At 29.2% G+C, this 14,645-nt stretch carries 18 protein-coding genes; 17 read left to right on the forward strand and 1 reads right to left on the reverse strand.

All coding sequences use genetic code 11. The features are described from left to right. Window positions 1–2 precede the first annotated feature (2 nt). Entirely contained in the window at window positions 3–488 is a 486-nt protein-coding gene (locus tag DY249_RS02195) for an ATP synthase subunit B family protein (protein WP_101539913.1), read from the forward strand. A gap of 67 nt (window positions 489–555) precedes the next feature. Here the strand turns inward: DY249_RS02195 and DY249_RS02200 are convergent, their stop codons facing one another. Then, window positions 556–1,713 (reverse strand): tRNA(Met) cytidine acetate ligase, encoded by a 1,158-nt coding sequence (locus DY249_RS02200; protein ID WP_101539914.1) that lies wholly within the window; start codon window positions 1,711–1,713, stop codon window positions 556–558. Window positions 1,714–1,852: 139 nt separating this feature from the next. On the opposite strand from DY249_RS02200, the gene efp reads away from it, so the two are divergent. From efp to DY249_RS02280, 16 genes are read left to right on the forward strand one after another with little or no spacing between them, the layout of a single operon-like run. Continuing rightward, on the forward strand, window positions 1,853–2,410 hold the full coding sequence (efp, locus tag DY249_RS02205; RefSeq protein ID WP_101539915.1) for an elongation factor P: 558 nt from the start codon (window positions 1,853–1,855) through the stop codon (window positions 2,408–2,410). Between the two features lie 9 nt (window positions 2,411–2,419). Next, the gene (locus DY249_RS02210; protein ID WP_101539916.1) at window positions 2,420–2,746 is read left to right on the forward strand and encodes an Asp23/Gls24 family envelope stress response protein; all 327 of its coding nucleotides are present in this window, start codon (window positions 2,420–2,422) and stop codon (window positions 2,744–2,746) included. After that, on the forward strand, window positions 2,746–3,120 hold the full coding sequence (nusB, locus tag DY249_RS02215; protein WP_115595037.1) for a transcription antitermination factor NusB: 375 nt from the start codon (window positions 2,746–2,748) through the stop codon (window positions 3,118–3,120). The genes DY249_RS02210 and nusB overlap by 1 nt, the downstream gene beginning before the upstream one ends. 1 nt (window position 3,121) lies before the next feature. Further along, window positions 3,122–4,309 (forward strand): exodeoxyribonuclease VII large subunit, encoded by a 1,188-nt coding sequence (xseA, locus tag DY249_RS02220; protein ID WP_115595038.1) that lies wholly within the window; start codon window positions 3,122–3,124, stop codon window positions 4,307–4,309. After that, entirely contained in the window at window positions 4,302–4,487 is a 186-nt protein-coding gene (gene xseB, locus DY249_RS02225; protein ID WP_172540048.1) for an exodeoxyribonuclease VII small subunit, read from the forward strand. Before xseA ends, xseB begins: the two co-directional genes overlap by 8 nt. After that, window positions 4,480–5,307 (forward strand): polyprenyl synthetase family protein, encoded by an 828-nt coding sequence (locus DY249_RS02230; RefSeq protein WP_115595040.1) that lies wholly within the window; start codon window positions 4,480–4,482, stop codon window positions 5,305–5,307. The genes xseB and DY249_RS02230 overlap by 8 nt, the downstream gene beginning before the upstream one ends. 9 nt (window positions 5,308–5,316) lie before the next feature. After that, a complete protein-coding gene (locus tag DY249_RS02235) occupies window positions 5,317–5,769 on the forward strand; it encodes an arginine repressor (protein WP_101539921.1) in 453 nt (150 codons plus the stop codon). Next, window positions 5,769–7,469 (forward strand): DNA repair protein RecN, encoded by a 1,701-nt coding sequence (gene recN / locus DY249_RS02240; RefSeq protein ID WP_101539922.1) that lies wholly within the window; start codon window positions 5,769–5,771, stop codon window positions 7,467–7,469. The genes DY249_RS02235 and recN overlap by 1 nt, the downstream gene beginning before the upstream one ends. Continuing rightward, the gene (locus DY249_RS02245) at window positions 7,456–8,001 is read left to right on the forward strand and encodes an NUDIX hydrolase (protein ID WP_101539923.1); all 546 of its coding nucleotides are present in this window, start codon (window positions 7,456–7,458) and stop codon (window positions 7,999–8,001) included. Before recN ends, DY249_RS02245 begins: the two co-directional genes overlap by 14 nt. Then, on the forward strand, window positions 8,001–8,705 hold the full coding sequence (locus DY249_RS02250) for a segregation and condensation protein A (RefSeq protein WP_115595041.1): 705 nt from the start codon (window positions 8,001–8,003) through the stop codon (window positions 8,703–8,705). The genes DY249_RS02245 and DY249_RS02250 overlap by 1 nt, the downstream gene beginning before the upstream one ends. Continuing rightward, window positions 8,698–9,231, forward strand: a complete 534-nt coding sequence (gene scpB, locus DY249_RS02255) for an SMC-Scp complex subunit ScpB (RefSeq protein ID WP_115595042.1) — start codon at window positions 8,698–8,700, stop codon at window positions 9,229–9,231. The genes DY249_RS02250 and scpB overlap by 8 nt, the downstream gene beginning before the upstream one ends. Next, window positions 9,221–9,916: a pseudouridine synthase gene (locus tag DY249_RS02260; protein ID WP_115595043.1), complete on the forward strand. Its 696-nt coding sequence runs from the start codon at window positions 9,221–9,223 to the stop codon at window positions 9,914–9,916. Before scpB ends, DY249_RS02260 begins: the two co-directional genes overlap by 11 nt. 39 nt (window positions 9,917–9,955) lie before the next feature. Continuing rightward, entirely contained in the window at window positions 9,956–11,170 is a 1,215-nt protein-coding gene (locus tag DY249_RS02265) for a BaiN/RdsA family NAD(P)/FAD-dependent oxidoreductase (RefSeq protein WP_115595044.1), read from the forward strand. Next, complete coding sequence (cmk, locus tag DY249_RS02270) at window positions 11,167–11,808, forward strand: (d)CMP kinase (protein ID WP_115595045.1); 642 nt, start codon at window positions 11,167–11,169, stop codon at window positions 11,806–11,808. The genes DY249_RS02265 and cmk overlap by 4 nt, the downstream gene beginning before the upstream one ends. A gap of 2 nt (window positions 11,809–11,810) precedes the next feature. Continuing rightward, entirely contained in the window at window positions 11,811–12,389 is a 579-nt protein-coding gene (locus DY249_RS02275; protein WP_115595046.1) for a lysophospholipid acyltransferase family protein, read from the forward strand. Between the two features lie 8 nt (window positions 12,390–12,397). Further along, a complete protein-coding gene (locus tag DY249_RS02280) occupies window positions 12,398–14,629 on the forward strand; it encodes a bifunctional 4-hydroxy-3-methylbut-2-enyl diphosphate reductase/30S ribosomal protein S1 (protein WP_115595047.1) in 2,232 nt (743 codons plus the stop codon). The last annotated feature ends 16 nt before the right edge of the window (window positions 14,630–14,645 follow it).

A 14,645-nucleotide genomic window follows, 5' to 3' on the forward strand; every position in this document is an offset into this window, starting at 1 on the left:
TTATGGCAAGCACAATTACAGAATTAATAAACGAAATGGAAGATGTCATGGATGAGGCAAGTGCTGTTCCTTTTTCACGAAAAGTATCAGTAGATCCAGACGAAATTTATGAAATACTAAATGAAATGAAAGATTCATTGCCACAAGAAATTAAACAAGCAGAATGGACTTACCAAGAAAAAGATAGAATAATTGGTGAAGCCAATGCAGAAGCTGAAGAAAGACTAGCACAAGCTGACAAAGAAATTCAAAGCTTTAAAGAACAAGCAAAAGTACAATACCAAAAAATGATTTCTGACCATGAAATTACACTTCAAGCTAGAACAGAAGCTGATAGAATTTTACAAGAAGCAGCAACAGAGGCTAATAAAATCAGGCAACAATCATATGAATATATAGACAAACTATTCTCATCATCATCTGAAAACTTTAGCACCCTAGCTCAACAATTAGAAAAAAATAGAAGATCTATACTAGAATCAAGATAAGTATTTAGATATAATTTTTTGGAACTGAGGTATTTAATTAATAAAAAATAGACGCATTAGTATAAATCTAATAGCGTCTTATTTTTTTTGTGAAATCTTGGTTAAGCTCTCGTCCTTGACCCAAATTATACATATTTGATGCATCCAGCATTTTAGATAAAATAATTTTATCAGGCACAGAAAGCTTATCGGTATCTTTTTTGGTAAGGACAGGCTTAGATTTTGAGTTACTAAAAATGTATTGAGATTTTTGGTTAAAGGCTAGGACTTTATAAAAATCTAGGTCATAGTCATTAAACTTAGTTTTATTATTTAAAATATAATTAAGTATCAATCTTTTAATTCTAGAGCTTGTATATCTTTTTGTAGTTGCTTCTGCTATAAATTTTGAAAAATTATCATTTTTTAAAACTATTTTTTTTAAGTAATTATCCATTCCTATTTCATAAGCTAGGATATCATCCATTGATTTATTATTGATCAATAATAAATATTTAAATAAACCAAACTCATAATCCATATTAGGAATACCAAAATTTTCTTTGCTGTATTCAATTGCTTTATATGAAAAAGATGGAACATGATCTTTATAATTATCAAAAATATTATTCCTTATAGCAGTAGATGAGGATATATTTGTATTTTTTAAATCAAAATCTTTATTTGCTGAAGATATTCTATTTATAGGAACAGGGGTTATTTTTGAATTTATTTTTTTTATAGCTCTGATATATTCTAAAGCTAAGATATTATTAGAAGTGATAAAATTATTTTTACCGATAATTTCTACTGTGGCATCGTAGCGGGCTTTGGTAAATGAAGAAGATTCTAGTTTTTTTTTAGTCAAGGTCTCCAATTGACTAGACTTTGATATAAGCAAATTGACTTTTTCTAAAAAACTATTAGGATCTTCATTTTCTATACCAAAACAAAGGTAATCAACGCCCATTTTGTCTAAAATCTTAACAGACCCTAAGGCAAAGTATTCTGCAGATTGCAGGCTTATATAGACTGGCATTTCAATAACCATATCAAAACCAGCCTTCATAGCACAATCTGATCTAGAAAATTTATCTATTATTGCTGGATCGCCTCTTTGAACAAAGTCACCACTCATTAAAGTAATAGCAAGATCTGCCTTAGTTTTTTCTTTTGCTTGATCAAGTAAATATTTATGACCATTATGAAAGGGATTAAATTCTGAAATAATTGCTAAAGTTTTCATAAAATCTTTATACCCTAAGAAAAAATTATTTCATTATTCAGAAGATTTTATATATATTGTAAATATAACTATATAATTGTTTCCAATAAAATGCATATTATGGTATAATAATTTAAAGAAAATTTACATAGGAGGAATTATGATTTCTGCAAATGACTTAAGAAAAGGTGTTACTTTTGTATATGACAATGATGTGTACCAAGTGGTTGATTTTCAGCACGTTAAACCAGGTAAAGGCGCAGCATTTGTTCGTGCAAAAATTAGATCAGTAATGGGTGGAGGAACAAAAGATGTAACTTTTAACCCAAATGAAAAATTTGAAAATGCTGTTATTTCTACAAAAGAAATGCAATATTTATACAATGATGGTACACTTTACTACTTTATGGATCCTGAAACATTTGAACAAATAGGTATTGAATATGAAGCTGTAGAAGAAGCTATCCAATATGTAAAAGAAAATGATAATGTTCAAATTAAATTTTATGAAGGCAAACCATTTAGCGTTGATGCACCAAATTTTGTAGAACTTGTAGTAACAGATACTGAACCAGCTATTAAAGGTGATACAGCAACTAATGTTACAAAACCTGCAACAGTTGAAACAGGAGCTGTAATAAATGTTCCAGTATTCGTAAATGAAGGCGATACAATTAAAATTGATACCAGAACTGGAGATTATTTATCCAGAGTTTAAGGAGAAATAATGGCTAATAATTTTAGAAATGGTCAAGTGAGAATAGCAAATGAGATCCTAGACCAACTTGCAATTAGAGCAAGCGAGGAAATAAATGGAGTACATACTCCACAAGCTAATGATAATAAGCTAAATATTTCACAAAACGGACCAAAAAGCACAGTAAGCCAAGTAGACGGCAAATTACATGTAAATCTTATAGTAAATCTTGATAAAAATGTAAATGTCAAAAAAACTGTAAAAGATATTCAAGAAAACGTTGTAAGAGTAATCGAGTCTATGACTGGACTAAGAGTGTCTCGCGTCAATGTTGATGTACCAAAATTAGTATTCTAATGAAGCGTAGTCAACAAAGGGAATGGGTTTTTAAACTCATATACGAAGATAGCATAAATAAAATATCAGATGTAGAAAAAGCTTTAGCCTACCATGGTTTGGAAGATGAAGACTTTATAAGAGATTCTATAAATTCTTATAATGAAAACTATGAAAAAATAGAAAAAACATTGCAAGATTCTCTAAATAAAAGATATAGTCGTTTATCAAGGGTAGAAAAAGCTATTTTGTTTTTAAGCTTAAATGAAATGACCTATATGGATATACCAGTATCAGTTTCCATAAATGAAGCTGTAGAACTTGCTAAAGCTTATGCTAATAACAACGATTATCAAATGATAAATTCGGTTTTAGGTAAGATTGTAAGAAAATAGTATGTTAAAGGCACTTTCTGTTAAAGAATTTAATCAATATTTTAAGACAAGCATAAAACATGATCCCATCCTAACTAGAGTATATATAAATGGAAGCCTGGCAAATATTAGATTTAATGGTGCCCATTTATATTTTTCTCTAAAAGAAGGCAGCGATATTATAGATTGTGTAATATATTATTACGAGGATAAAGATATCGATTTTGACTTTAAAGAAGGTATGGATGTTTTAGTAAAAGGAAATTTTTCCTACAACAATTACTCATCAAGAGTGGTTATTATTACAAATGAAATAAAAGAAAATGGAGTTTCTTCAGAATATCTAGAATTTATAAAAATGAAAGAGGACTTTAAAAAACGAGGATATTTTGATATAGAAAACAAAAAAGATATTCCGAAATTTCCAAAAAACATAGGCCTTATCACCTCAAAAGATGGGGCTGCTATTGTTGACTTTATTTCTGTAATTAATCAAAAACCAAATAATATAAATGTAAAATTGTTTCCGGTAAAAGTTCAAGGAAATAATGCGGTAAATTTAATTATTAAAGGTATAAATGGCTTGGAAAAAATGGATCTTGATGTAATAGTAATTACCCGTGGGGGAGGCTCAAGTGAAGATCTTTCTGTTTTTAATGATAAAGAGATAATTGAAAGTGTATATAAAACAAGTACACCAATTATTTCTGCCATAGGACATAAAATAGATACAACTTTACTAGACTTGGTAGCAGATTTATCTTTGCAAACACCTACTGAAGCAGGATCATATATAATTGCCAATTATACAAATATCGAAAGCGAAATGAGAAAAAGCATTTTGCTCATGAAAGATATTATAAATGGGCAAATTAAGGAAAACGAATATAAACTCGCAATTTTAAAACAAAAATTAAATGCGGCTAATCCAAAAAATGATTTAAGTCAAAAAGAAAAAGATATTAAAAATCTAAAATTTTCTATGAATCTGGCATTAAAAGATAATTTAAACTTTAATCAACATAGGCTAGATTTGATAGAAGCTAGGCTTAGAGCTTGCGAAAAGATAATAGATGCTAGAAAAGAAAATATTATAATAAAAAATGCTAATGGTAAACAAGTTTTTTCGAAATATTCTCTAAATGCAGGAGATGAAATTGAGATAAACTTTAGCGATGGAAGGGTAAAAGCAATAGTAAGTGATGGATAAATCATTTGAAGAAAATTATAAAAAAGTTGAAGAACTCTTAGAAAAATTAGAGGATAGTAAGGAAAATTTGGATGAGAGTATCAAAATTTACGAACAAGCCAATGATCTTTACAAAGAACTTAAAGATCAGCTTGCAGAATATCAAGCGAAAATAGAAGTGATAGCTACTAATGAATAAAGAAGATTTTTTAAAAAAGTTAGATGATAATAAAAAAATAATAGAGAAAAAGATATCGACTTATTATGATAAAGATTATAAGTTGGCTGAAGCTCTTTTTTATGCTATGGATAGTGGAAAGAGAATTAGAGCAAATCTTTATTTTGAAACATTAAAAATGCTTGACCATCAGATAAGTGAATTAGATGTAGATTTTGCCTTAGCTATAGAAATGGTTCACGCATATTCTTTAGTTCATGATGATTTGCCAGCTATGGATAATGATGATTTTAGACGTGGCAAGCCATCCATGCATAAAAAATTTGGTGAAGATATAGCAATTCTTGCTGGAGATGCACTTTTAAATGAAGCAAGTTTTTTAATATTTGATATCGCAAATAAAAATCCAACTTATATAAAAGCTGGTAGATATTTATTTAACCACACTGGCTATAAGGGAATGATTGACGGACAAGTGCTTGATTTAAGACATCCAAAAACTTATGATAAAGATTATCTCTTAAATGTTTATGATAAAAAAACTTCCGACTTGTTTAAAGCTTGTATTGTAAGTGCAGCTCTAATTAGCCAAGTAGATGAAAAATCTACTGAAATACTAGAAGATTATGCCTATAATTTAGGACTTGCTTATCAAATTCAAGATGATTTATTAGAAAATACATATAAGGACGAACTAAACATATTAAATGTTATGGCAAAAACTGATGCAATATATTTGTTGGATATAATAAATGCCAAGGCTAGAGAAAATATATTACAATTTAAAAAAAATGATTTTTTATTATTCCTGGTAGACTATCTATCAGTACGTGAGAAGTAAGGATAAATTATGAAAAAATATACCAGACAAAGACTTATTCTTGATATTATACAGAATAATGAAGTGAAAACGCAAAGCCAACTTTCAGAAATGCTTAGAGATCATGGGGTAGATGCTACCCAAGCTACTATTTCTAGAGATATAAAAGAACTTAGAATATCAAAAGTTCAAACAGATGATTATGAATATAAATACACAGTTGTAGATACAGTTTATGATACACTAAATGAACGTATGGAAAAGATTTTTAAAGAATCTGTTTTATCTGTAGAAAAAAGCGGTCAATTTTGTGTTATAAAAACTATTTCTTATTGTGCAACTGTTTGTGGTCAATTTATTACCAATTCAAAACTAGACAATTTGCAAGGCATGGTAACAGGAATAGATACTATTTTTATAACACCAAAAAATCCTGAGAGTTTAGATGATCTAATTGAAGAATTAAGGGATATGGTTATATAATGCTTTCTGAGCTGTTTATAGATAATTTTGTAATCATAAAAAGAAATCACATATTTTTTGAGGATGGATTTAATGTTTTGACAGGAGAGACTGGTTCAGGCAAATCCCTTATCCTTGAGTCTATAAATTTGCTTTTAGGAAAAAGAGCTGATAAAGATATAGTAGGAAGATTTGCTGATAAAACTGTTATTGAAGGAGTTTTTGAATTAGATAACAAGGCTAAAAATATTTTGATTAATAATGGTGTGATTTTTGATGAAGATGATAATAAACTTATAGTAAATCGAACAATTTCAAAAAAATCATCTACTCTTAGAATTAATGGCAGAGTAGCAAATCTTACCATACTTAGAGAAATATCGCCAATATTAATTGATATCTATAATCAAGGTGATTCTAATGCCTTTATGAATAAAGCCAACTATATTTACCTAATAGATAATTACTCAAATGATAATGAAACTATCGATCTTAGAAAAATGATTAAGGCTTTAGTCAATCAAAAAAATGAGTGTTTAGTAAAATATAACAATTTGAATCTATCAGATGAAGAAATAATTCGCGAAAGAGATTTGATAAAATACCAAATCGAAGAAATAGAAAAGATAGACTTATTTGCTATTAACGAAGAAGAAATAGATGAAGAGTACAAAAAAATAAACAATATAAATGCCCTAAGAGAGTCAATTGAGGCTGCAAAAGAAGCTTTGGATAATAGCGATTATGATGTAAACTCTGTTTCTTCAATGCTAGGCACTATACTAAGTGAAATTAATTCTTTTTCTGATATCGATAGTAGGGTAAGTGAGTTTTATAATCGACTATCTGCAGTAAACGATGAGATAAATGATATTTATTCTGATATGGATATATATCAAGAAAGTTTAATTGTAGATCCAGAAAGGGCAGCAGAACTAGAAGACCTTATAGAACACATTTATAATTTAAAAAGAAAATATGGATCAAGTATCGATGAGATTATATCTTATTATGATGAAATCTCAGCAAGGATAAAGGAACTAGATGAAATAGAAGATCTAAGGAAAAATTTAGATAGTATATTAAAAGATATTGATCAAGAATTAGAAGAAAATGCAAATAAACTCCATGATATAAGAGCTAAAAAAAGTAAAGTCTTGGAAGAAAATATAAATAAATCCATAAAAGATTTAAATATAAAAAATGGGTTGTTTAAAATAGATTTTTCTAAAAAAGAAAATATAGACACAACAGGCTACGATGAAGTAGACTTTTTAATTAGAACCAACAAGGGAGAAAAATTAAAATCTTTGACAAAAACAGCATCAGGCGGTGAAATTTCTAGAATAATGCTAGCCTTTAAAGAAATTTTTGCAGACTTTGATGATGTAGATACCATGATATTTGACGAAATAGACACTGGTATTTCAGGTAGAACTGCCCAAATTGTTGGAGAAAAAATACTAGACTTATCGACAAAAAGACAAGTAATAGCAATAAGCCACCTGCCACAAATTGCATCTTTAGCAAGCAACCATATATTAATTAGCAAAGAGGATGTGGGAAATTTTACAATATCATCTACACAAAAAATAGAGGATGAAAAACGCATTTTAGAAATAGCAAGACTAATAGGTGGAGTAAATATTACTGATATTACAATAAATTCAGCAAGTGAAATGTTAACTATGGCGGAGGAATTAAGAAATGAGCGACAATAAATTTTACGAAACATCGATAAAATCTGATACTATTTATGATGGCAAAATTTTAAAACTCAGAGTTGAAACAGTTGAATTGCAAAATAAAAAATATTCTAAAAGAGAGATTGTAGACCATCAAAAAGGAGTTGGAATTATAGCCTATGATGGAGATGATAAATTATGGATGGTTAGTCAATATAGGATAGCTGTTGACAAAGTTATGCTAGAAATTCCTGCAGGTCTTGTAGATGCCAATGAAGCTCCAATAGAGTCAGCAAAAAGAGAACTACAAGAAGAAGTTGGTTTTTATCCAGAAACAATCGACTTTTTATTTACTATGCATGCTTCACCAGGATTTACCAATGACAAATTATTATTTTTTGTAGCTAACGATTTAAAAGAGTCAAAGCTAGAATTGGATGAAGATGAGAACCTAGAAGCTAAGTCATATCCAATAGATCAGCTTTATAATATGGTAGAAAACGGTGAAATTACAGATGCCAAAACAATCATTGCTATCCAATATGCAATGATGAATAAAAATAATTAATGGACTTTACTATTGAATTGGAGGGCTTTACAGGTCCTTTTGATTTATTATTAAAATTAATAGATAAGCAAAAAATAGATATATACTCTATAAATTTAGAAGAATTAACCAATGATTATCTTGCTGAGCTAGAAAGATTAGGTCCACAAATAGAAAATTTGAGTAGCTTTATTTATATAGCCTCCGTGCTTTTAAATATAAAATCAAATAAGCTTTTGCCAAAAGAAAAAGAAGAAAATCTAGAAGAAGATTTCCTAGTCTACCTTATTGAGTACAAAAAAATAAAATCTGTCCAAGATGACTTAAAAGAATTAGAGAACGAAGCTAGAAAAATCCACAGCAAGTATGCTGAAGACTTGGCACAGTTTGAAGTTAAAGAAGAAATAATTACCAAAGATGTACAGCTACTAGCCAAACAATTTCAAAAACTCTTAAAAAGGTTGGAAAAAGAAGAAAAACCAAATAATATTATTTCTCAAATCAAAATGCCAGATGTTAATGATTATCTTACAAGCTATAGAAAGGCTATGGAAATCAGAGATGATTTAAAGCTTGATTTGATAATTAATGATATCCATACAAAGTCAGAATGCATAGCAAGTTTTTTGGCATTGTTAGAACTATTTAAGCTAAAGGAAATATACTTAGAGCAGGCGACAGGAAATAAATTTCATATAAAAAAAAGAGTGGGAAGTAATGGATAAAATTTATCTAAAGGGACTTATTGAGGAAGTTTTATACGTTTGGGGCGAACCCATAGATATAAATAGTCTTTCACAAATAATTACTGATGCAGATAAAAATCAAATAAAAAAAGCCATAGAAGAGATGGTGGATGAAAGAAAGCAAAGAAAAAGTGGGCTCTTGATAAATAACTTTGATGGCAACTATCAGTTTGTAACTCGTCATAAACATGATAAGTATTTTTCTGCTCTTGTTAAAAAAACTGAGAAAAGGCTAACATCTTCAGCTCTTGAAACCCTATCAATTATTGCCTATAAACAACCTATCACTCGAGCAGAAGTTGATAAGATTCGTGGAATAAATTCTCAAACCACAATTGATAATCTTTTGGATCGTGGACTTATAAAAGAAAATGGTCGCTTGGATAGAATTGGTAAGCCAATTATTTATGCTACTACTACCTTATTTTTACAATATTTTAACATATCTTCTCTAGAAGAATTGCCGGAGATAAAAGAATTAGAAGAGGAAATTTATGAGGATTAACAAATTTATCGCCCAAGCAGGATATACTTCTCGAAGGAAAGCTGATGACTTGATTGCAGCTGAAAAAGTTAAAGTAAATGGGAAAATCCTAAAAGAGATGGGATATAATGTTAAGGATGATGATATTATAAGCATAGATGGGAAAATCCTTCAATTAGAAGAATATTTTTATTATAAGCTTAATAAGCCAGTTGGATATATTACAAGTAATTATGATCCTCATAATGAAAAAGATTTAAATAATTTAATAGATATTGACGAGAGATTTTTTGCTGCAGGTAGGCTTGACAAAGATAGTCATGGACTTTTGATAATAACAAATGATGGAGATTTTACAAATGCTCTAATTCATCCATCATCTGGGATTAGCAAAGAATATATAGTAAAAGTTGATAAATTGCTCAATCAAAATCAAATCGAAAAATTTAAAAGTGGTCTTGATATCGGCAATGGTGAGCTGACATCAGATGCAGCTATTCGTTATATAAAAAATAACACATATATTGTTGCTATCCGCCAAGGATACAACCGCCAAATTAGAAGGATGTTTAATGTGTTTGACTCAACTGTAATAGACCTAAAACGTACAAGAATTGGAGCAATTCATCTTAATGACTTAATAGCAGGTCAATACAAGAAATTTGATAAAAAAGAAATGGAATTTGTTTCTTTAATGAAGGAATAGTTATCTATTTCTTTTTTTATGGTAAAATTTTTATAGTATATGAAAAAAATAGGAATCATTGGAGCAGGAGCAAGTGGGCTTTATGCTGCAATCAATTTAAAAAATGAAAATACAGATGTAACTATCCTAGAAAAAAATGCTAGTATTGGCAAAAAGATTTTAATGACAGGCAATGGTAGATGCAATATTACAAACGCCGCATTTTATGATGATTTTTTAGAAAATATCGTAAGTAATCCCAAGTTTTTATATTCATCATTTAATAATCATGATAATTATGCCAGTATGGATTTTTTTGAAAAAAATGGTCTTAGCTTGATAACAGAAAAAAATCTAAGAGTATTTCCAAAAACTCAAAAAAGTTCAGATGTGATTAAGTTTTTTGAAAATAAAATTATAGAAAGTAATATAAAACTTGTCACTAATGCAAAAGTAAAGGAAATTTATAAAAAAGATTGTTTTATTGTAAAATCTGATTTTAAAGAATATAAATTTGATACTTTAATAATTGCAACAGGCGGACTTTCGTATCCAAATACAGGTTCAACTGGTGATGGATATATATTTGCTAAAAATTTTGGTCATAAAATTACAAAAACTTATCCATCCCTTGTACCAATATTTTTTGAGAATAAAGATATGACCAATATAAAAGCTATATCTTTGGAAAATGTAAACATAAAAGTTACTAGTGATAAAGAAAGCTATACAGAAAACGGTTCGATTTTAATAACGAAAAATTTTATATCCGGACCTTGCGTATTAAAGATATCTTCATTTTTAGTAGGTAAAAATATAAATGAAATATCTCTAGACCTTGTAAGTGAAGACTATGATTATATAGATAATTTGCTTATAAAAATATTTGATAAAAATCCTAATAAAGATATATCAAATGTTTTAAGTGAAATACTGACAAATGCTTTAGTAGAAGTTATCTTGACTAGATCAGATATTAAAAAAGATAAAAAAGCAAATCAAATTACTAAAGATGAAAGAAATAAACTTATAGAAAATATAAAAAATTTTAACTTAAAATTTGATAGATTCGCCGGCTTTAATTCAGCAGTAATTACCAAAGGAGGGATAGAAGTTAAAGAAATAAATCCTAAAACTATGGAATCTAAACTAGTAAAAGATTTGTATTTTATAGGTGAAGTTTTGGATATAGATGCTCTGACAGGTGGATTTAACTTACAAATTGCATTTACAACAGCATTTGCTTGTGCAAGTGCTATAAAGGAGAATATATGACATATATAATTGCCATAGATGGACCAAGTGGTTCCGGCAAATCAACTATTTCAAATAAATTGGCAGAAATTTTAGATATAGAATACCTCAATACGGGTTCTATGTATAGGGTAGCTACTCTATATTTTTTGGAAAATTCATTAGATGAAAATTCTACAGACGAAAAAGTAAAAAAAGCCCTTGATAATATAAATATCAACTTTATAAATAATGAAATTTATTTAAATGGCAAAAATGTAGAAAAAGAAATAAGGAATGATTTGATTACAAAAAATGTTTCATGGGTTTCTGCAAATGCTAGTGTTCGTAAAAGACTTGTTGATATGCAAAGAGAAATTGCCAATGAAAAATCTTTTGTCCTAGACGGTAGGGATATCGGCACAGTTGTATTTCCAAATGCAAAATACAAATTTTATCTAACAGCAAATGCTAGACAAAGAGCCATAAGAAGATTTGAACAAAATGAATCAAATCTAAGTGTAGATGAAATAGAAAAAGCAATAATAGCTCGTGATAACTACGATTCAAGTCGCAAGATTTCACCCTTAAAAAAAGCAGATGATGCTATAGAAATTGATAACTCTGATTTAAATATTAAACAGACTATCGATTTAATATTAGAAAATTTGGATAAATAAAGATGCTTTATAGATTACTACAATTTATAGCAACCATACTGATCGGCCCAATATTTCGACTAAGAGTAATAGGTAGAGAAAACATACCTGATGATGATGGCTATATTTTGTGTGCCAATCACAAATCAAACTGGGATCCTGTTTTTTTAGCAATTATCTTTAGCTCGAAAATAAAATTTATGGGCAAAAAAGAACTTTTTGAAAATAAATTCTTGGCGGTTTTTTTAAGAAGTATTGGAGTATTTCCGATAGATCGTGAAGGTCGTGACCTAAAAAGTCTGAAAAATTCGATAAAATTATTAAAAGATGGCAAGGTTCTAGGAATATTTCCAGAAGGAACAAGAACTCATAATATAAATAGAAAAAATGTTAAAGATGGAGTTGCCTACATTGCTATAAAAGCAAAAAAGGATATACTGCCAGTAGAAATAGTTTCTACTTATAAACCCTTTAAAAAAACTTATATTTATATAAATGAACCAATAGATGTTAATAAATATTTAAATATGAAATCCAAAGAAGCTATGGTGAAAATGTCTGATGAAATATTTAATGGTATTTACAAAAAACAGTTAGGATAAATAAGAAAATGGAAATAATAATAGCAGAAAATTCTGGATTTTGCTTTGGTGTAAATAGGTCAGCTGACCTTGCCAATGAAGCTTTAAGAAGCGATAAAGAAAAATATACAGTTGGTCCGCTAATTCATAATCCACAATTAGTAGAAAAACTTGAAAAACAAGGACTAAAAGTATTAACTAAAGAGGAAGCTTTAAAGGTAGAGGATTCTTTAATAGTTATTCGTGCTCATGGAGAAAGTGCTGAATTTAAAAAAGCACTCATGGACAATGGCAATGAAATCCTGGATGCAACATGTCCAGTTCTAGCAAATGTATATAAAAAAATTATTCAAAAAGAGAATGATGGTTATCAGGTAATTATTGTTGGAGATTCTAATCATCCAGAGATAATTGCTATGGACTCTTATTTAAAAAATGGTATAATAATAAATGATGAGACTGAAGCAAAAAATATTAAAAGTGAAAAAGCTCTTTATGTAGTTAGTCAAACTACAAATAGAGCTGATTTTTACTATGATATTGCAAATACGCTCAAAGAAAATAATGGTAGTGTTGTGATAGAAAACACAATTTGCAATGCAACAAAACTAAGACAAGAATCAGCAGCAAGCTTGTCTAAAGAGGTTGATTGTATGATTGTAGTTGGTGGTTTTAATAGTTCTAATACTAACAAGCTATATCAAGTAGTGAGTTTGTATAACAAAAATGTTTTTAGGATTGAAACTGTTAAAGATCTACCTTTGCAAAAGCTCTCGGAATTTAAAAAAATTGGAATAATCGCAGGTGCATCCACACCTGATGAGATTATTGAGGAGGTAGTTAGTAAAATGGACGAATTTACAAAAGAAGATTTTATGAACAGTCTAGAGGATAGTATGAAGAAGATCTATCCAAAAGATATTGTGACAGGAACAGTAATCGATGTTAAAGATGATGAGGTTTTTGTTGACATACAATATCGTGCAGACGGTATCATAAAACTAGATGAAATGACAGAAGAAGAAAAAGATAATCCTAAAGATCATTTTGAAGTAGGAAATGACATTGATGTTTACGTAATCAAACTTGATGATGGTGAAGGAAATGTCGCTTTATCTACAAGAAGAGTTCAAGGAATGAAAGCTTGGAAAGAGCTTGCTGAAAAATTCGAAAATGACGAATTAGTAGAAGGTACAGTAACAGGCTTTAACAAAGGTGGACTTACAGTTGATGTAGATGGAGTAAGCGGTTTTGTACCAGCTAGCCAAATAGCAACATACTTTGTTAAAAACTTCAAAAAATTTGTTGGTGAAACTTGGGAATTAAAAATAGTTTCTATTGACGAAAGAAAAAATAGATTGGTTTTATCTCGTAAAGATGTTCTTGAAGAAGAACTTGATGAAAGATGGGATGAACTTGAAGAAGGCCAAGTACTAGAAGGTGAAGTTGCAAGACTTACAGACTTTGGTGCATTCGTAGAAGTAAACGGTCTTGATGGTCTATTACACGTATCAGACATTGCATGGACAAGAGTAGAAGTTCCATCTGATGTATTAAACGTTGGAGATATAATCGAAGTTAAAATATTAAAATTAAACAAAGAAAAAAATAGAATTTCTCTAGGACGTAAACAACTTTTAGATAAACCATTTGATTCATTTGTAAAAGAACATGAAGTTGGTGATATTGTAAAAGGTAAAGTAGTAAACTTACTTGACTTTGGTGCATTCGTTGAAGTTGCAGATGGTGTTGAAGGATTAGTTCACGTATCAGAAATTTCTTGGGATCATGTTGAAAAACCATCTGATGAATTAAATCTTGGTGATGAAATAGAAGTTAAAATTATCTCATTAGACAAAGAAGAAGAAAAAATCGGTCTTTCAATCAAACAACTTGAAGAAGCTCCAGAAAGACCAGAAAGAAAACCAAGACGTGAAAAAAGAGAAAATTCTAATAACAATAGACAAAGAAGAAGACCAGAAAGATCAGCTCAAGCTAACTTTAGCTCAGATGCCGACTTAAATAACAACCTTGGTAACTTATTAGAACAAGCTTTATTTGAACAAGGTGGTTCATCTGATTTTATTTCTGAAAATGATTCAGAAGTTGATGATGTAATCGATGATTTTGATTCTGCTGAATCTACAGAAGAAAATCTTGATCAAGAAGTAGTTGACGAAGATATCGTAACTCTTGAAGATGAAGAAAATTTAGAAGAATCAGCTAATGATATCGATGATGTTGATGAAGACGAAGAATAAATAGAATATTAATCTA

Source organism: Anaerococcus octavius, assembly GCF_900445265.1.
GTDB classification, from domain to species: domain Bacteria; phylum Bacillota; class Clostridia; order Tissierellales; family Peptoniphilaceae; genus Anaerococcus; species Anaerococcus octavius.